21 protein-coding genes are annotated in these 18,872 nt (G+C 43.2%); 6 read left to right on the plus strand and 15 right to left on the minus strand.

Translation table 11 applies throughout. The features are described 5' to 3' along the window. The first annotated feature begins 64 nt into the window (after positions 1-64). From PNUC_RS08265 to PNUC_RS08280, 4 genes are read left to right on the plus strand one after another with little or no spacing between them, the layout of a single operon-like run. Positions 65-874, plus strand: coding sequence for a UDP-2,3-diacylglucosamine diphosphatase (locus PNUC_RS08265; protein ID WP_080512737.1), 810 nt, complete (start codon positions 65-67; stop codon positions 872-874). After that, positions 871-1,899, plus strand: coding sequence for a glycosyltransferase family 4 protein (locus PNUC_RS08270; RefSeq protein WP_011903423.1), 1,029 nt, complete (start codon positions 871-873; stop codon positions 1,897-1,899). The genes PNUC_RS08265 and PNUC_RS08270 overlap by 4 nt, the downstream gene beginning before the upstream one ends. Positions 1,900-1,911: 12 nt before the next feature. After that, positions 1,912-2,316 carry a diacylglycerol kinase gene (locus PNUC_RS08275; RefSeq protein ID WP_011903424.1) on the plus strand — a complete coding sequence of 135 codons (405 nt, stop codon included), beginning with the start codon at positions 1,912-1,914 and terminating at the stop codon, positions 2,314-2,316. 41 nt (positions 2,317-2,357) lie between these two features. Further along, the gene (locus PNUC_RS08280; RefSeq protein ID WP_011903425.1) at positions 2,358-3,281 is read left to right on the plus strand and encodes a GNAT family N-acetyltransferase; all 924 of its coding nucleotides are present in this window, start codon (positions 2,358-2,360) and stop codon (positions 3,279-3,281) included. Between the two features lie 56 nt (positions 3,282-3,337). Here PNUC_RS08280 and PNUC_RS08285 read toward each other — a convergent pair whose 3' ends face one another. The 6 genes from PNUC_RS08285 to PNUC_RS08305 form a co-directional block, all read right to left on the minus strand. Continuing rightward, a complete protein-coding gene (locus tag PNUC_RS08285; RefSeq protein WP_048812290.1) occupies positions 3,338-4,876 on the minus strand; it encodes a Ppx/GppA phosphatase family protein in 1,539 nt (512 codons plus the stop codon). Between the two features lie 134 nt (positions 4,877-5,010). After that, positions 5,011-5,223, minus strand: coding sequence for a GDCCVxC domain-containing (seleno)protein (locus PNUC_RS10905; RefSeq protein ID WP_011903427.1), 213 nt, complete (start codon positions 5,221-5,223; stop codon positions 5,011-5,013). A 54-nt stretch (positions 5,224-5,277) separates the two neighbouring features. Further along, a complete protein-coding gene (locus PNUC_RS08290; protein WP_011903428.1) occupies positions 5,278-5,994 on the minus strand; it encodes an MgtC/SapB family protein in 717 nt (238 codons plus the stop codon). Between the two features lie 17 nt (positions 5,995-6,011). Beyond that, positions 6,012-7,757 carry an alkaline phosphatase gene (locus PNUC_RS08295; RefSeq protein ID WP_011903429.1) on the minus strand — a complete coding sequence of 582 codons (1,746 nt, stop codon included), beginning with the start codon at positions 7,755-7,757 and terminating at the stop codon, positions 6,012-6,014. Between the two features lie 95 nt (positions 7,758-7,852). Next, complete coding sequence (locus tag PNUC_RS08300) at positions 7,853-9,283, minus strand: DUF2252 domain-containing protein (protein WP_011903430.1); 1,431 nt, start codon at positions 9,281-9,283, stop codon at positions 7,853-7,855. A 53-nt stretch (positions 9,284-9,336) separates the two neighbouring features. After that, the gene (locus PNUC_RS08305; RefSeq protein ID WP_011903431.1) at positions 9,337-9,840 is read right to left on the minus strand and encodes an arsenate reductase ArsC; all 504 of its coding nucleotides are present in this window, start codon (positions 9,838-9,840) and stop codon (positions 9,337-9,339) included. 432 nt (positions 9,841-10,272) lie between these two features. On the opposite strand from PNUC_RS08305, the gene PNUC_RS08310 reads away from it, so the two are divergent. Next, entirely contained in the window at positions 10,273-10,749 is a 477-nt protein-coding gene (locus PNUC_RS08310; protein WP_011903432.1) for an MgtC/SapB family protein, read from the plus strand. Positions 10,750-10,832: 83 nt separating this feature from the next. Further along, positions 10,833-11,033: a hypothetical protein gene (locus tag PNUC_RS08315; protein ID WP_048812146.1), complete on the plus strand. Its 201-nt coding sequence runs from the start codon at positions 10,833-10,835 to the stop codon at positions 11,031-11,033. Here the strand turns inward: PNUC_RS08315 and phoR are convergent. The 9 genes from phoR to PNUC_RS08360 all read right to left on the minus strand — a co-directional run bounded on the left by phoR (position 11,030) and on the right by PNUC_RS08360 (position 18,872). After that, positions 11,030-12,328 (minus strand): phosphate regulon sensor histidine kinase PhoR, encoded by a 1,299-nt coding sequence (phoR, locus tag PNUC_RS08320; protein ID WP_011903433.1) that lies wholly within the window; start codon positions 12,326-12,328, stop codon positions 11,030-11,032. The genes PNUC_RS08315 and phoR overlap by 4 nt on opposite strands. A gap of 65 nt (positions 12,329-12,393) precedes the next feature. Beyond that, the gene (gene phoB / locus PNUC_RS08325; protein WP_011903434.1) at positions 12,394-13,107 is read right to left on the minus strand and encodes a phosphate regulon transcriptional regulator PhoB; all 714 of its coding nucleotides are present in this window, start codon (positions 13,105-13,107) and stop codon (positions 12,394-12,396) included. 15 nt (positions 13,108-13,122) lie between these two features. After that, positions 13,123-13,830, minus strand: coding sequence for a phosphate signaling complex protein PhoU (gene phoU / locus PNUC_RS08330; protein WP_011903435.1), 708 nt, complete (start codon positions 13,828-13,830; stop codon positions 13,123-13,125). A gap of 12 nt (positions 13,831-13,842) precedes the next feature. Next, complete coding sequence (gene pstB, locus PNUC_RS08335) at positions 13,843-14,631, minus strand: phosphate ABC transporter ATP-binding protein PstB (RefSeq protein ID WP_048812292.1); 789 nt, start codon at positions 14,629-14,631, stop codon at positions 13,843-13,845. Positions 14,632-14,687: 56 nt separating this feature from the next. Beyond that, positions 14,688-15,554 (minus strand): phosphate ABC transporter permease PstA, encoded by an 867-nt coding sequence (gene pstA / locus PNUC_RS08340; RefSeq protein WP_011903437.1) that lies wholly within the window; start codon positions 15,552-15,554, stop codon positions 14,688-14,690. Continuing rightward, positions 15,551-16,537, minus strand: a complete 987-nt coding sequence (gene pstC, locus PNUC_RS08345; protein WP_011903438.1) for a phosphate ABC transporter permease subunit PstC — start codon at positions 16,535-16,537, stop codon at positions 15,551-15,553. Before pstC ends, pstA begins: the two co-directional genes overlap by 4 nt. A gap of 72 nt (positions 16,538-16,609) precedes the next feature. Next, on the minus strand, positions 16,610-17,632 hold the full coding sequence (pstS, locus tag PNUC_RS08350) for a phosphate ABC transporter substrate-binding protein PstS (protein WP_011903439.1): 1,023 nt from the start codon (positions 17,630-17,632) through the stop codon (positions 16,610-16,612). 137 nt (positions 17,633-17,769) lie between these two features. Further along, complete coding sequence (locus PNUC_RS08355) at positions 17,770-18,318, minus strand: DUF3833 domain-containing protein (protein WP_011903440.1); 549 nt, start codon at positions 18,316-18,318, stop codon at positions 17,770-17,772. Then, a complete protein-coding gene (locus PNUC_RS08360) occupies positions 18,318-18,872 on the minus strand; it encodes a chalcone isomerase family protein (protein WP_011903441.1) in 555 nt (184 codons plus the stop codon). The genes PNUC_RS08355 and PNUC_RS08360 overlap by 1 nt, the downstream gene beginning before the upstream one ends.

The raw sequence follows: 18,872 nt of genomic DNA on the forward strand, positions 1-18,872 counted from the left end.
GCGTCATCAAACTGACTTAGAACTGTCATGCTACTTTCATACTCCCTAGGCTTAATACTGTTTCATGATGCATTACAAAGCCATCTGGATTTCAGATATACACCTAGGAACATCAGGGTGTCAGGCAAACTACCTTCTCGATTTCCTGAAACACAATGAAGCCGACAAGTTTTATCTAGTAGGCGACATTATTGATGGCTGGAGATTGAAAAAATCTTTCTACTGGCCTCAATCACATAACGACGTTGTACAAAAACTATTACGTAAAGCGCGTAAGGGTAGCGAAGTGATCTACATCCCTGGAAATCATGATGAAAGTGCTCGGCAGTTTTTTGGTCTTTCATTTGGTGACGTCAAAGTAGAAGAAGATGTCATTCATACGACTGTAGACGGTAGGCGCCTTTGGGTAACACATGGTGATCAGTTTGATGGTGTGATGCAATATGCCAAATGGTTGGCATACGTTGGTGATACTTTGTATTCCTTCATTTTGTATGTCAATCGCTATTTCAATATGCTGCGCGTCAAGATGGGGTTGCAGTACTGGTCCTTATCGCAATACCTTAAGCATCAAGTAAAAAATGCCGTGAGCTATATCGCAGACTTTGAGCACATCATGGCGAGAGAAGCCCGCCTACGAGGTTGTGATGGTGTAGTTTGCGGACATATTCACAAAGCAGAAATTCGTGAAATAGATGGTCTTTTGTATTGCAACGATGGTGATTGGGTGGAAAGCCTAACAGCCCTTGTTGAAACACATACCGGCGAACTCAAAATTATTCACTGGACACACATCAAGGGTGAGCCAGAAGATATCCCCCAAATCACCCTTCAACCTGGTATTGAATCACTTATCAAAGAGGCTGTGCTATGAAAATTATGATCATCACTGATGCATGGGACCCACAGGTTAATGGTGTCGTACGAACACTTAAACAAACCCGTGCTGAATTAACCGCAATGGGTCATGAAGTGGAAATGATTACCCCTACTGGTTTTAAATCAATTCCTTGCCCAACCTATCCAGATATCGCCCTTTCACTTTTTCCTGGCAAAGAGGTGGCAAGACGCATTAAAGAATTTGCTCCTGATGCTATGCATATAGCTACTGAGGGGCCGCTTGGTTTATCAGCTCGTGCCTATGCAGTAAAAAACAACTTACCTTTTTCTACTGCTTATCACACTCGCTTTCCCGAATATGTCAAAGCCCGCACTGGAATCCCACTTGCAATTACCTATGCGTTTATTCGCTGGTTTCATGGTCCATCAATGGCGGTCATGGCACCAACTATTGTTGTCAAGAATGATCTTGAAGAGTATGGCCTCAAGAATGTAGTGCTTTGGTCAAGAGGTGTTGATCTTGATATTTTTAAAATTCAAGACTCCAAAGCACTAAACACTGCGCATCCCATTTTCTTATACGTGGGGCGTGTTGCCGTTGAAAAGAATATCAATGCATTTTTAGAAATTGAATTGCCAGGTTCTAAATGGGTAGTAGGCGATGGTCCGGCAATGGCTGCTATCAAAGAAAAATACCCTGAAGTAAATTATTTGGGCGTACTTCAACAACATGAACTAGCAAAAGTGTATGCAGCCGCAGATGTATTTGTATTTCCAAGCAAAACAGATACATTTGGCCTGGTTTTACTTGAAGCAATGGCATGCGGCACACCAGTGGCGGCATATCCGGTCACCGGCCCTATCGATGTTTTGGGCCACTCTAATGCCGGAGCGATGAATGAAGATTTGCGTGAAGCTTGTATGCAGGCTTTAAAAATTCCTCGCGAAGTAGCGCGCGCCCATGCAGAGAAATTCTCCTGGAGAGCTGCTTCAGTACAGTTTGCAGATCACCTCAAGCCAGTATCGACACCAGAAGTGCATGTTACTGCGCTAGCCTAAGGAAGCTTGTACATGAACTCCCCGTATCACATAGACCAAAATCCCCACAAGGGAAACCGAGGTCTAGCAAGGGCCTGGCATGCTGCCAAAAATTCTTGGTGCGGTTTAGTTTATGCATTCTTGGAAGAGAGCGCCTTCAGGCAAGAGCTCACCTTATTTGTATTGCTTACTCCAATTGCTATCCTCCTACCCATTAGCTTATTAGAGAAAGCCCTTCTCATTTCTTCACTCATGATGGTTCTGGTTATTGAACTACTTAATTCGAGCGTTGAAGCAGCTATCGATCGTATTTCTTTTGAGCATCACGACCTTTCTAAACGAGCCAAAGATTTTGGTAGTGCCGCTGTGATGCTTGCCCTATTTGTGGCAGCCCTCATCTGGGCTGCTGTCTGCATCCCCATGGTTTTCAAGGTCTAAATGCATTCCGCTGAGAAAACATTCACTACACGAGGCTAGCTATGTCTGATATCCCTAATCCAATTGGTTCATTTGAGATTTTCACACCCAAGAAAGTCAAACCATTCAAAAAAAGTAAATCAAACACACTTAAAAAACTCTCCAAAAAAGTTGCCAAGAAGCTCTTTGGGAAAAAGTTTGTTACCAAAACAAGGGCTGAATTAAGAGAAGTTGATCCAAGCCCTGCTATTCAAATTGCCAAGCCTAAGAAAGCTGCATTTCAGATTATTTGGGCAAGCACGCCAGGCGAAATCAAAGAAGCTCAAAGACTGCGTTATAAAGTATTTGCCGAAGAGATGGGCGCTAATTTACCTAGCAATGCTGACGGCTTAGATGTAGATGAATTCGATTCCTATTGTGACCATTTATTAATTCGTGATCAAGATAGTCTTAAGGTAGTTGGAACCTATCGCGTGCTCCCTCCCCATAAAGCAAAAGAGATCGGACGCCTCTATTCTGATTCTGAGTTTGATCTATCTCGCATTGATCATTTGCGCCCTAAATTGGTTGAATTAGGCAGATCTTGCGTACATCAAGACTATCGCTCGGGAGCGGTCATTATGGCGCTATGGAGCGGTCTGGCTCAATACATGCAAAAAAATGATTATGAAATCATGCTAGGTTGCGCTAGCATCCCCATGGCCGATGGCGGTCACTTTGCAGCGAGTTTATATAACTCACTAGGCAATGATCAGATGGCACCAACAGAATTCCATGCTTTTCCACGACTGCCTTTGCCGTTGGATAGATTAAATGGAGGACTTGAGGTGCAGCCTCCTCCGCTGATCAAAGGTTATTTAAAGCTTGGTGCAAAAATCTGCAGCGCTCCAGCATGGGATCCAGACTTTAATACTGCTGATTTATTAACGATGCTGCGTCTATCAGAAATTAATCCGCGTTACGCAAAGCATTTTTTAGGAATGTAATTTTGATTGTGAGCGGGCTTTTAAAAACCACCTCAATATGGGGTGGTTTTTTATTACTACTTAAAGCTCACTTGGTAAGAGCGGCCGATTCTGTCCCACTCTGCTGCTTCTTTTAAGAGGCTAAACTCTGTCAATGGATGTTTGGCAGCCCATTCCTTAGAGAGACTTACGAGATAAGAGCCATCGTGCTCGGATACTTTTACCTTAGGAAAGTTGGTGTCATTTCTACCACGGCAAAGCACTTGAGCCAGACGCAAACAAAACAACATGCGCCAGTCTTCAAAGCTGTGATTGTTTGCTAGCTTTCCTAGCTTACCTGTATGCCCAATTAAGAGTGCAGCCAATCTAGCTTGGTCATTCTTAGAGAAGCCGGGCATATCTGCATTACCTGCGATATAGGCTGAATGCTTGTGATAGCCATTATGAGAAATCGATAAACCGATTTCATGTAAATTAGCTGCCCACTGCAATAGAGCAACATTATCCGCCCTGCTCTCTGATTCGGGCTTGGGAAGTTGTTGTAAAAACTCTGTAGCCAATTTACTCACTCTATCAGCTTGCTCTCGATCTACCGTGTAGCGCTGCATGAATTGTTCTACAGTGACATAACGCATGTCATGATGCTGCGATCTTCCAAGCAAATCGTAAAGTACACCACTTCGTAAAGCAGCATCGGTTACTTCCATTTCTTCAATACCTAATTCATCGAATGCCGCCAGCATAATAGCCAAGCCACCAGGCCATACCGATCTTCGATCGTCTTTCAAGCCAATCAACTCAACTTGATTAACATGCTCATACTTGAGTAAATGTTTCTTGAGATTCTTAAGGCCTTCACGGGTAATCAAGCCGCTCGCGCCATTGACGCGACCCATAGTCAAGCCATCACCAAGCCCATTGAAGTTGTTATTGGCAATCAGATCTGCCAAAGCCCTAGCCGTTCCAGATGAGCCGATGACTTGATTCCAACCACTCTTTAAGTATGCCCCTGAAATCACTTGTATTTCACGACGAGCGGCTAACTCAGCCTCTTTGAAGGCATGCGTATCAATATTTCCCTTAGGGAAAAAACTTAGGCTATGTGATACACATCCAATATAAAGGCTCTCCATAAGCTTTGGCTCGTAACCTTTGCCGATAATAAATTCGGTGGAGCCGCCGCCAATGTCAATCACCAATCTATTGCCTTGAACAGCTGGTACCTCATGTGCTGCTCCAATGTAAATGAGGCGCGCCTCTTCAACGCCAGCAATCACTTCAATAGGAAATCCCAGAGCCTCTTCTGCATCAGCAACAAATTGCTGGGCATTCTTAGCAACGCGCAAGGTATTGGTAGCTACCGCCCGAACATTAGCAGGATCAAATCCACGTATTCGTTCACCAAAGCGCCTAATAGCAATAAGTCCTCGTTGGTATGCATCGTTACCAAGGAGTTTATTTTCAGTCAGGCCGGCCGCAAGGCGAACTGACTCACGCAAGGTATCTATCGGGCGAAGTTGAGTGCCCGATGGTGTATTTATTGCCTGCGCTACAAGCATCCGAAAGCTATTGGATCCCAAATCAACCGCAGCCACTAGGTTTGCGGAATTAGTTATAGGATCTGCGGGATTGCTGGCCAAAATATTCCCCAAAAATAGAAAGCTGAATCAATTATGTCTATTTTATGTAAAAACCATGACACATTGATGAAATCAGCAACTAGCCTATGTGGCTGGGGTGACGCTCTCTACTAGGCGGCTAAGTTCTGCTCAGAACTTGAGCAATCCCGATCACCAAAGCTGCAAAGAATGCAACAGTCGCCAGATTTAGGCTTGAGGATGGCGCTACAGGAGCGGCAACGATATAAGTGCTGAGAGGTACCCGCTTCAACTTTAATCACTTCGGAAGCTTGGCAATGGGGACAGGTAACGACAGACTCTAGTTCGAGGATAGTTTTATTCACCCTAACATGATGGGGTAAAAATATTTCACTATTGTGTCAATGCCAATGACAGGCTTAATCTGTTGTACTAGGACTCCAGAATGCCTGAGACACGAAATCTTGATCGGCAATTTTTGCAATTAACCGATCCATATCATCTCCATTTACAGCTGATGCAGTTAATACAGCCTGTATCTCCACATCATCAGTTCCAAATTGATGCACTTCAACATCTTGCGTTTGATAGCCCGCTTCTTCCAATGTTTTAATGAATTGCTTTAAAGCAATCTTTTGAGCGTGTTTTGGCGTGATGATATAAACCGAGTTCGTAACCTCTACTGAAATGGTATCTAGAGGTTGCTTATTAATAAAACTCACTACAGGTCGAAGAAGAGTATTTGCCGCAAGAATGAATATCGTAGCGAGAGAAGCCTCGAGAAGTAAATCGGCACCAGCACATGCGCCAACGGCACCAGATGCCCACAAAGTAGCCGCCGTATTAATGCCTCTGACGTTGCCCTCTTCCCGCATGATGACGCCTGCACCTAAAAATCCAATACCAGAGACGACATAAGCCATGATATGAACAGCACCGTCATGGCCGGTTAAACGATTACCAGCATCCACAAATATGGCCGCGCCCACGGCAACTAGAATATTGGTTCTGAGACCTGCAGTTCGCTGACGATATTGACGCTCTAAGCCAATTAGTCCGCCCAAGATAAAGGCGGCACAAAGACTGATAGTGGTGTCAGTCAGCGAGGCATAGTTAATGTTATTTACGAATTCCATGAAAGCAGGTCTTTAGTCTATTTGGATCCCAAGCCTAATGACTCTACCATCACTTTAAAGACCTCAGTGTTATCCATAAACCCTTTAAATTTTTCTGATCCTGGACCTGATGCATTTAATACCGCGTCGTCTGCAGCATGCACGCCAGATTCTTGATGTGAAGGTAAATTTCCGCCAACATGGATGGCATCCTCTTGTTGCTGAATATATTTTGGATTGGCAACATATTTACCATCCTCACCCTTTATCGCCGGCATAAAAGTGCCATCCAGCTTAGGATGCATCGTTTCATAGTGGTCAGGATAGCTTCCATAAAAGAATGCAATGCGTTTTGAGACATCAATTCGATTTGGATAACCCTGAGTATCAGCCTTAGGATAGTTTGGGAAGCCTGCATCTGCATAAATACCCACTTTTTCACGCAACGGTCCCGGCTTATCGTCATGCACCACGCCACTGATCGATCCACTGTGAGTATGATCGGGAGTCACAATAATTAAAGTATCAGGATGCGTTTTTGCAAATTCTTTAGCAATTTGTACTGCATTACTCAACATAATGGTGTCGAACGCTGCGCGCTCCCAATCCAGAGGATGATTGAATTTATCAATCAATGCTGCCTCCACCATCAAGAAGAATCCATTTGGATTTCTGGATAGCACGTTGAGTGCGGATTGCGTCATCTCTGTAAGGTCAGGTTGATTTGGGTATTCTTCAACCGTATTTTTCTTTAGATATAAGCGGTCTAGAGAGCCATCCATATTATCTGGATGAAAAACTCCAAATAACTTTTTAGTATTTTTGTTATCAGATTCTGCGATCAATTCTTGTTTTGTAAAAGCGATTTGGTAACCCTGAGACTTAAAACTTTCAAGCAAATTTTTATCGTCTTTACGCTTAGAGCTTTTAGTCGATTGCGGGTAAAAGTAGGCTGATCCCCCGCCCAGAATAACTTCTGCACCACTAGCTAGAAGCTGATCGGCAATATATTGCTTATCAGCCCTTCGTCTTGTATGAGAAACCATTGCGCCTGGTGTTGCATCCTCTAACTCAGCATCAGAGACTATTCCCACAGACATCTTAGTATTGCGCTTGATAAGCTCAGTGATTGTTTCTACTTTTGGATGAGAGAAATTATCGCTAGCGCGAGAAACATAAACACCCATAGCATTCACAGCTGTTTTGTGTCCGGTTGTATAAGCGCTCATGGAGTTAGCAGAGTCTGTAATTAGGGAGTCAGATCCAGATGTACCAATCATTGCAGTACTAGGCATGTCATCAAAAGCTAAACGACCCTGATACTTTCCCTCTTGCATACCCTTAGAGAGCACTCTTGCGGTGGTTCTATTGGCTATCGTCATGCCATCACCAATAAAGAGAATCACATTCTTTACGCGACGAGGTCCACTTGAATAGACGTCCCAATTTACCTGCAGGCGCTCTTGTGGTGATCGAGCCACAATTTGATAGTTACCTGCTTTTGCTAGCTGCACATCTCGAATGAGTATTGAGCTTCCCTTGCCATTTTCGTTGGCAATGAAATCAGACTTATTTGGGATGATTTTATTTAGTGGTGCACCGTTTAATTCCAGTACAACTTCATCTTGATTCACAACTGAATTAAATTCAATTTTGATATCGAATTTAGATCCAGCCAAAATGGCTGCCTTATCAATCGGGTATATCGCCGCTGCTTGAGCCAGCCCAGCTAAAACGCTAAAAAGAATGTATGAGGCTGACTTAAGGAGTTGTGAAATTTTCATAGTAGAGAAATAGCAGATGAAGTGAGTCAACTTAGACTATCTATCAATCAAATGACAATTTGATGACGAACGTACAAATCATTGCCTAAGAAAATTTATACCTTTGCAACCTTTAATCGCTTACTTTTAACCGCCTTACAAAATAACTCATAGTCTTTCTCATTTTGTTTAGCGTACGACCTAGCAAATGAATGCATGGCCTCATTCAATTCTTCAGATTCGCCACAATACCCAGCAATTTCAGCTGCATCACCAGAGCGCGCATGGCCTAGTGCAAGAGCCCAACCAAATAATTTGGCATACTCAGCAAAATTTTTCAACGAGACACCATTAGGCCCAATCTCTATACCGCCCTTCATATCGCGCAATTGGCGGAGATAAAATCCCTCGCTTTTGTCGATATCAAATTGCATAGAGCCGTAGTTCAAAAAGATATCTGGAGCACCTTGAAGTAATCTCTGTCCAGCCACGACACGCTGACCCATGTCTCTATAGATCGATTCGCCTATGTATGGACTCAAAACAGATTTTTGAGCCTCTTTGTATTGTAAAAATAAAGGGTCGTTAGCGCTATCGCCTTCAAAATACATCACCATACAGTTTGTTCCAACACTGCCGATACCAACCACCTTGCGCGCAAAATCTTTCAACATATAACGCTCAAAAAGAATTTTTCTATCGGCCAGCAAGGTGCTTGAGTAATTACACAAAGCCTTATCAAGCAGCGCGTGAAGAGGTCGCCCATAGGCATTCGTTTTGAAATGCTCAATTAATGGTGGCTTGTTGATAATTTTTCTATCTTTCCCGACCAGGGTAGTCAGTTTTTGCAATACCTGAATATTTCCCTGCCCTTTAGTCTCTTTTAGATAGATATCAATTTTCTTTTGGTGCTCTTTTGAAAAATATTTACGAATTTCTGTTTCGCTAATAAATTCCTGCGCTAACTCCAAATAAGGCATTTTGGCATACTGAGCCATTCGCTTTTGGTACTCGGAGCAAATACGTAACACAATTTTTTTACTTAACGATTTACTTCCTCCATTACTTTCGCAAGCGATGACTGCGCTAGCTACAAGACGCTTAAGATCCCACTCCCAGCTGCCGGGCAGAGTTTCATCAAAGTCATTGATCCCAAATACCAGACGATGTTCGGCTGTACCAAATAATCCAAAATTAGATACATGCATATCACCACAAAGCTGAACAGTGATATTGGTGCGCGGCTGATTAGCCAAATCCTGAGCCATGATTGCTGCGCCCCCACGATAAAACGCAAAAGGGGATTGCAACATGCGCTCATAACGAATCGGTATTAGGGACTCAACACGTGTCTTAGCCTGATTCTCCAGAATGGTGATTGGATCAATACGATTTTTTGGTGGCTCATAAACACCCTGCTGAGTAAAGCTGACCTTTCTTCGTAAAACTTTGCCATCAGCCATGCGCTTTTTAATGCTGGGCCTAGGATTGCTAAACGACTCTACTGATCTTAAGACGGCGAATTTAGGGTGTTTCTGAATGGACATCGACTTCCTCACAAGGTTTTAGCTAATCTTAACTCCTTCCTAGGGGTTTTGATCTACCTAAACTTGAGGCGATGATGAATGGACTGTAATTTCTCTTTTATCTGGAAATGATCTAATTTATCTAGAGGGAGATCCAGCAGTAGCTCAATACGGTTACGTAAGCCCATTTCCACCTGCCCAAAAGCATGAAGCATCGCCTCATCGCCAGAATCGACAGCGGCAGGATCTGCAAACCCCCAATGCGCACTAGTGGAATGGCCGGGCCAATAGGGGCACGACTCCCCCGCCACAGAATCGCACAGAGTAATAATAAAATCCATGCGTGGTGCACCTTCTACGCAATACTCATCCCAGCTTTTGTTGCGCAATTTCTCAAGTGGATAGCCAACACCTCTTGCGAACTTCAAGGCTAATGGATGAACAAAACGCTTAGGCTGAGAACCTGCTGAATAACCCACAAATCGACCGTGACTCAAAGTCGTAGCTAAAACCTCACCTAAAATCGATCTAGCTGAATTTCCTGTACATAAAAATAGGATGTTGTAGCTTTTACTCATTCAATTAATCAATCGCCTCTATGCAACTTCTTCAAGGCGTAGAGAGAATCTAGTGTCCACAATAAATTGAGGTTTATGCAAATCATTCGATGGGTGACGCACTGTTAATTTTGATTCGATGGATTCGTATATTGCTTGATCGATAGTAGTATTTCTCAACGCTGAAGAGATATATTTAGCGAGATTTTCATTCATAGTTATTTCAACTTCCTTTATAGGTATATGAAACTAATCTTATTCTTGCTATATGTAAGATTTATTAATAAATGAAGAAAAAAAGCCCAGCAGAACCGGGCTTTAAAAGAAGATTTGAAACATTTTACTTGGCCGGCATTTAATCCAGCGCACTTAGATTACTGAAAGGATGTGTCAAATTAATGACTCTGATATACACTGAAACAACAAAATATTGGATTTTATAAAGGAATTGGTATGGCTCAGTGGGATCTATACGGGACCATCGCACTCAGACTCGGTTTAGCATTACTGGTAGGAGCCATATTAGGCTTAAACCGTTGGCTCCACCATAAATCCGCCGGTATACGAACCCACTCCCTAGTAGCAATTGGATCAGCAACGGCCGTACTATTAATTAGTGATTTCGTTCAGGATGATGCCCAATCCGTTAGCCGTGTTTTGCAAGGGTTAATTACTGGTCTCGGATTTTTGGGTGCCGGCGTCATTATTCGCGAACAACGCTCACAAAAAATCTTTGGCCTCACTACAGCAGCAAGTATTTGGTCTTGTGCCCTCATTGGCGCAGCCTTTGGGGCGGGACAATTTGCCTTGGGCGGACTTAGTCTTGGGGCCATATTGTTAACGCTAGTGATCGGGGGGCCGTTAGAGAGGCTTATAGCAAGGGTCACTGGGGTTCGCCGAGCCTCCGAAGTATCTAGCGATCCTGACTAAGCCCCTTTAAGGTCCAAAAAAACTATATTTGTCATATTAGTTTGCTAAGATTGGCCCTAACTTAATCCGTGGATTGAATGAATATGAGTAAATATCTATATGAAGATGCTGTAAAGCAATTACAAGAGACGGGCAGTATTGGTTTAGCGGACTTAAAAAACTTACCTCATGAAGAGCTAGTGGAGCTGTTCGAGGAAATCAAGGTTTGGTGTCTTTACGCTAACGGTAAAGCCGATAAGTTACCCAAAGAATCCAAGAAGAAAAAGAAAAAGAAAAAGGATTAAGCGGCAATCCGCTCTTTAGGGAATCGCAACATAAACTGACTGCCCTTCCCAGGAGTGCTTTCTATTAGGAGTTGAGCCTGGTGCCTATTGGCAATATGCTTAACAATAGCCAAGCCCAATCCCGTTCCACCCGTATCTCTTGAGCGACTTCTGTCTACGCGATAGAAACGCTCCGTAAGCCGAGATAAATGCTCTGATGCAATACCGGGGCCAGAGTCTGTTACTAAAAACTCACCTTGCCCCTGATCATTCACCCTCCATTCCACGCGAATTGCGCCAACGTCAGGGGTATAGCGAATCGCATTGGATACGAGATTGCTAAATGCCGAAAGAATCTCTCTCTCATCTCCCATTAAATTCTGAGGCGATTCCAGATCAAAATTGAGCGCGTGCTTTCCTTGAGAGAGTGCCTCAGCATCATTCTTCAGAAGCGCCATCAAGGTTTCCACTTTCACTACCGTATTGGCGGCAGGTAAAGCATTTGACTCTAGATTAGCCAAAGTTAACAAATCCTCAACCAAGCTTTTCATTCTTTGCGCTTGAGCCATCATCATGTCGAAGTATTGATCTTGCTGTTCCTTCTTCAGATCAAGTGAATGAACTGTCTCCAGAAAGCCCATCAATACGGTAATTGGTGTGCGCATTTCATGAGAAACATTGGCTACGAAATCGCGACGCATAGCATCGGCTTTTTGCAAATCGGTAATATCTTGCACCAAAAGAAGGTGACGCTTTTGACCAAATGGGAAAGCTTGCAACATCAAACTCAAGTTTCCATGGGGTCCCATGCGCTCCATTAATAGGGGCTCATCAAAATTGCGCTTATTCAGATACTGAATAAATTCAGGTCGTCTAATTAAAAAATTAATTCGCTGCATCACATCACGTTTGAATATGAGCCCAAAGTATTGTTCCGCAATATCGTTGCACCATTCAATTTGATCGCTATCATCGAGCATTAATATGCCATTAGGTGAGACTTGGAATGCCTCTATAAAGTGATCATGTTGCCGCTCAATACTGCGAATTCTCTGTTTCAGATTTCTGACTAAACGCTGAAGCCTAAAAAATACTTCCTCCCAAAAGCCACTCGGTAAGGGCATATTTTCAACAGAATCAGCAAGAATATATTTTCTAAGGCGCGCTAAGTTAATGTAGGAATAAACAAGCGGTATAGAGAGTACTGAAATTCCCGCTGCAATACCCCACTCTGGTCCCCAAAAGGACATTACCGTAAACGCAGCAATAAAGCCGATGCAGATAATGAGAGAAAATCGGGTTAGCGCTGATAACATGCTGCCATATTAGAGCATCTCCAAAGAATCATAAAAATTCCCAGAAAATGTAGCCTAATGAAGACTTAAGTTTGGGTTGGAGTCTTAGTAATACGATAACCGCTGCCACGAACGGTTTCTATATAGCGGTCACAATCAAACGGGACTAGAGCAGCTCGTAAACGCTTGATATGAACGTCTACTGTTCTTTCTTCAATATAGACCTCACTACCCCAAACCTTATCCAATAAACTGGCGCGCGAGTGAACGCGCTCAGGGTTGGCCATGAAAAACTGAAGCAAACGAAACTCGGTTGGCCCTAAAGCAATAGCTTTAGACTCGGCATTGGGCCATGTAGCCAAAACACGATGAGAACTCGGATCTAATTTAAGTGGGCCAACAGTAAGTGGGCCAGTATCTTCGATAGGCATCTGTCTACGCAACATTGCCCTCACTCGCGCTACTAATTCTTTAGGTGAAAATGGTTTGGTGACATAGTCATCTGCGCCAGAGTCAAGACCCAGAACCTTATCTGACTCTTCGCTTTTGGCTGTCAACATCAAAATAGGTAAGGCCTTGGTTCTTTCGTTAGAGCGAAGCTCCTTTGCAAACTGAACTCCAGACTTTCCAGGCAACATCCAATCCAGAATAATCATATTAGGCAATTGATCTTTCATCATTGCCGATGCGATATCCGTTTGCATTGCTTTTTCGACTTTATACCCTGCATGTGTCAAATTAATCGCAATCAATTCTGCAATTGATGGCTCATCCTCAACTATGAGTATGCGGTGAGTCATTATTAGACGCTCCGATTATGGTCTATTGGCTTCACGAACTAAATCTTCATGCGGTAGGTGACGTACATCAGCACCCTTAGCAATGTAGATCACAAACTCTGCAATATTCTTAGCATGATCACCGATACGTTCAATTGCTTTGGCGATCGTCAGCATATCAAGACCAGTAGTAATTAAATGGGGGTCTTCAGACATATAGGTAATGAGCTTACGTACAAAACCCCTAAATTCTTCATCAATCTGACGGTCTTCTTCAACTACTTCAGCAGCTGCAATCGTATCTAAGCGGGCGAATGCATCAAGACTGCGGCGCAAGAGTGAAATAGCCATCTGACCCGACAAACGAATTTCTGCAACGTTGATGTTATTTGGTAAGCCAGACTCTATTAGGCGTTTTGTACGTTTAGCCACCCTTTCAGCCTCATCACCAGCACGCTCTAAATTAGTAATCGCTTTGGATACCGCCATCACAAGTCGTAAATCTCGCGCTGTTGGCTGTCTGCGCGCAATTAATTCCGTGCAAGCCAAATCAATCTGTATCTCAAGATCGTTTACTAATTTTTCATTTTCGATCACGACATTGCAAGTATCAATATCCATTTGCGTAAATGCACGCATCGCTGTAGCAATTTGTGACTCCACAAGACCGCCCATTTCAAGCAAGCGGCTTGAAAGTGAATTTAAATCGGCATCGAATTGTGATGATAAGTGTTTATCTGGCATTAATGTCTCCAATTAACCGAAGCGGCCGGTAATATAGTCTTCTGTTTCTTTACGCTTAGGCTTAATAAATATTTCGTCCGTTTTGCCATACTCAATTAGGCTACCCAAATACATATAGGCCGTATAGTCCGAAACGCGAGCAGCTTGCTGCATATTATGAGTCACAATAGCAATGGTGTATTCATTCTTGAGTTCATGGATCAACTCTTCAACTTTTCCAGTTGAAATAGGATCTAGAGCTGAGGTTGGCTCATCTAACAAGATCACGGAAGGTTTCACAGCTACACCCCGTGCAATACACAGGCGCTGTTGTTGACCACCAGAGAGTGATAAACCGCTCTGATTCAACTTATCCTTCACTTCATTCCAAAGAGCGGCCTTATTTAATGCCCACTCTACGCGCTCATCCATTTCAGAGCGGGAGAGCTTTTCATAAAGACGAACTCCAAAAGCAATGTTTTCGTAAATAGACATTGGGAATGGAGTTGGTTTTTGAAAAACCATCCCTATTCTTGATCGCAACAAGTTCAAGTCTTGGCCTGGCTCTAGAATGTTCTGACCATAAAAATTGATCTCGCCTTCTGCGCGTTGCCCTGGATAGAGGTCATACATTCGATTGAGTGTTCTGAGCAGTGTTGATTTTCCGCAACCAGATGGGCCAATGAATGCAGTCACCTTGCCTTGCTCAATATCTAAGTTGATCTTTTTTAGACCCTGAAAGGCGCCATAATAAAAATTAAGGTCACGCACTTCAATGGCGTTCACTACCGAATTCTTCGGCTCTTGGCTTACTGTATCCATTCTTACTCCTTGACTATCAATCTTATTTAAGTCAAACATTGTTTTCATATTGCTCATCATCCCTGTACCTTCTCTCTAAACACCACGCGAGCTAAGATATTTAAGCCAAGCACAGCAAATGTAATCAGAAGGGATCCGCCCCAGGCCAGACTGACCCAGTTATCGTATGGACTCATGGCGAACTGAAAAATAACCACCGGCAAGTTAGCCATGGGCTTATTCATATCCGTTGAGAAGAACTGATTGCTCAAGGCTGTGAAAAGCAAAGGCGCAGTTTCACCACTCACTCGAGCTAATGCCAATAGGATTCCCGTCATGATGCCGCTTTGCGCTGCGCGCAAGGTAACCATAAAGGCCACCTTCCATTTTGGAGTGCCTAATGCATAAGCAGCCTCCCTCAAACTTCCAGGAACCAAGCGCAACATATTTTCAGTAGTACGGACAACCACAGGAATAGCGATTAAAGCCAATGCCACAGTGCCCGCCCAGCCAGAGAAATGCTGAACCTTCGCAACATATAAGGCGTAAACAAACAGGCCTATCACAATAGAGGGAGCGGAAAGCATGATGTCAGTTACAAAGCGGGTAAGAGAGGCAACTTTACTGCGATCGCCATACTCAGAAAGATATAAACCAGCTAACACACCTACAGGCGTGCTAATAAAAGTGCATGAGCCAACCAATAAGAGACTTCCCACGATAGCATTGGCTAAACCACCGCCTTCAGTACCTGGAGCAGGAGTGCTCGCAGTAAACATATTCAAATTAATTGCAGAAAATCCTTTAATAAAAAGGATGCTTAAAATCCAAATAAGGCTAGCCATACCGATAGCCATAGCCAACATGGAAAGAGCAAGGCCAATTTTATTTACTCTTTTACGACGAGCAAATACAGCCATGTCAAAATTATTAGACACACTCATGATTTCAGCCCTTGTTTTTTCTCCATGCTAATTAACAACCATTTAGCAAGGGCCAACACCACAAATGTAATAAAAAATAAGGCAAGGCCTAGAGCAAAAAGAGATGAGTAATGTAAACCTACCTCTGCTTCGCCAAATTGATTTGCCAGGGTGGATGCTATAGAGCTACCTGGAGCAAAAAGGGAAGGGGAAATTCGTTGTGCGTTACCAATGACAAAAGTAACTGCCATGGTTTCTCCAAGCGCCCTACCTAAACCTAACATCACCCCACCAATGACCCCTGCCTTTGTATAAGGCAGAACAATATTTCGGACTACTTCCCATGTTGTGCAGCCAATTCCATAGGCCGATTCTTTAAGAACTGGTGGAACAATCTCGAATACATCGCGCATGACCGAAGAAATAAAAGGCAAAATCATGAGAGCAAGAATCAATCCCGCACACAACATACCAATGCCATTAGGTGCCCCTGAAAATAAAATTCCAATTAGGGGAATTTGACCCAGGGTAGCCTGAAGAGCAGGCTCAATATAGTCGCCAAATATAGGCGCAAAGACAAATAAACCAAACATGCCATAAATGATGGATGGCACAGCGGCCAATAACTCAACAGCTGTTCCAAGAGGGCGTCTGAGAGGTGGGGGACAAATTTCTGTTAAGAAAAAAGCAATGCCAAAACTTAGTGGGACAGCAATTAAGAGTGCAATTACTGAAGAAACTAATGTTCCATAAATTGCGATCAAACCACCGAACTCTCCATTCACAATATCCCAGGTAGGAGTAATAAAAAATTGGGGGCCGAACTCTTTTAATGCAGGCCATGCATTAATAAATAAAGAGCCAATAATTCCTAGTAACGCAAACAATACCGATAGAGAAAAAAATTGCGTAATGCGATGAAATAGAAAATCTTGAATTCTCTGGAGTCGCGCAATTTTTGAAGCCATTAGCGTTGGAGCACTGGTAGTCTCTAAAGCATTCATTCTATGGATATCTTAAGTAGAAAACGACCCTGATTAACAGGGTCGTTCAAATCTGAAAAATTAGAACAGAAATTATTTAGTCTCAACTTGTGACCAAACTTGCTTCCGAATGTAATCTACGGTTGCGTCAGGCATTGGGACGTAATCTAAGTCTGAGGCGGCTTTCTTACCATCTTTGAATGAATAATCAAAGAATTTCAATACTGCTGCAGCTTGAGATTTATTTTCTGGCTTTTTATAAACTACAACGAAAGTTGCGCCTGTAATTGGCCATGCTTTAGCACCTTTAGCATATGTAATAAAAGTATTCATTCCAGGAAATTTAGACCAGTCTGTACCGGCAGAGGCGGCAGCGAAAGCTTCTGCAGTTGGAGATACTATTACGCCATCAGCATTGCGAACCTGTGTATAGCTCAGGTTATTCTTTTTAGCATAAGCATACTCAACATAACCAATTGAGTTCTTGATGCGTGCAACGTTAGCCGCAACGCCTTCGTTTCCTTTGCCACTTACAGTAGAAGCTGCAGGCCATTTAACTTGCGCACCAAAGCCAACCGCATCTTTAAAGTTGCTACTTGCTTTAGAAAGGAAGCTAGTAAAAATTGCAGTAGTACCAGATCCGTCTGCACGAGTTACAACTGTGATCGGACCAGATGGGATCTTCATGCCTGGATTTAGGAGAGCTACGCGTTTGTCGCTCCAGTCTGTTACAGAACCTTGGAAAATATCTGACAAAAGGTCACCAGAGAGCTTCAACTGGTTTGGGCCAATACCTTCGATGTTAACAACTGGAACTACGCCGCCAATAATTGCTGGAAACTGAACCATGCCATTACTTTGTAAGTCTTCAAAACTTAATGGTGCATCAGTAGCACCAAAATCAACTGTTTTAGCTTTAATCTGTTTAATACCGCCTCCAGAACCTATGGACTGGTAATTCAGGCTGTCACCGCTTTTAGCTTTATATGATTCAGCCCACTTACTTAATACTGGATAAATAAAAGAGGATCCAGCACCAGTCATTTCTACAGCAAATGCGGTAGGAGCAAGTGAAATAGCGCCAATAATCAGGGCTTTTTTCAAAAAAGATTTCATTTAATCGGTCCTTGAATGGAATATGCGCAATAGCGCGATACAAGGACGATACGGGTCGAATATGACAGCTCTATGACACCCCCAAAACAGCCTTGATTAAGGTCTTAAATGGGGTTTTATGGTGTTTTTTGCCACCCCTAGCGCTTATAGAAGCTCAGGGTAACTTCACCCAAATTAATCCCAAACTTACTCATTTGGGCTTTATTAATCATGACTTTAGGTGTGACCAAATACATCCAGTCATCAAACTGCACGTTGTAAACCGTTCCGTCAACTGGCAGAGCCAAGGTATATGCCCAATTGAGCGCATTACCTGCTGAGGATCCATTAGCCTCTCCCACCACATCATCTGCCTTGCCGATATATTTTCCTGGGGCAGTCTCTGTCAATGTCCAGATGCGTTTTTGCTTTGTTCCGTCAGAGTAGTCAAAGCTTTCATCTAAGGTACCCACTTTTTTACCACCAACTACTTTCCAGTTCGCCTGAATGAGTACGGTAAAGCGTTTTACTACCGCTCCACTGCGGTCAGTAAAGATTCCATAAGCATCAATCGTGCCCGAGAAATACTCACTGAGATCTAAAGTGGGTTTTTCATTGGCATATTGAGAAACTTGAGGCCCAGAGCAACCCAATAAAAAACCTGCGCAGAATAATACTGCGATAAATCTACTGAGGATATTTTTCATTAATTACAAGCCTCTTGAAATAAGGGTGGTGGGCAATTTTGACCCAATAATTGTTCGCGTAATTTAGGTGCGCTGGTTTTAGGATCTAACCAGATGCCGAAAAATGCTTTAGAAAAATCTGATCCAGGGATTTGAGCAAGTGGTTTGCCTTCAAAGTAAAACGTGGTTCCCTGCTTCGGAGTATAGATGGCCGTGATGTTCTGACCAGGCTCGACATTAGGCAAAAAGGTTGCCAACTGCTTTCCCCAATTCTGCGCTTGAGCCTCTGGCACACCAAGCTTCTTCATCTCGTCACTAGTTCTATTGGCAATTGCATTGCCGTTGAGTGATCTTTGATAACGCAAATCGAGCGCAAACTCGGGAGAATTCAAATTAGCGCCTCGATAAAAAGTGGCGTCATACACATGAAAGCCCCACCAAGTTAATTTCCCACTGCCTTGCAGCCTTGCCGGATTCAGAGCTTCATCTATATAAGTTAACTCGCGCGCAGATGCTGAGCCTGACAACAAGCAAGCTATTACGCACAAGCGAATGAGTAGGGATTGAGCTGTCAT

The organism is Polynucleobacter asymbioticus QLW-P1DMWA-1, from assembly GCF_000016345.1.
Classification (GTDB): domain Bacteria; phylum Pseudomonadota; class Gammaproteobacteria; order Burkholderiales; family Burkholderiaceae; genus Polynucleobacter; species Polynucleobacter asymbioticus.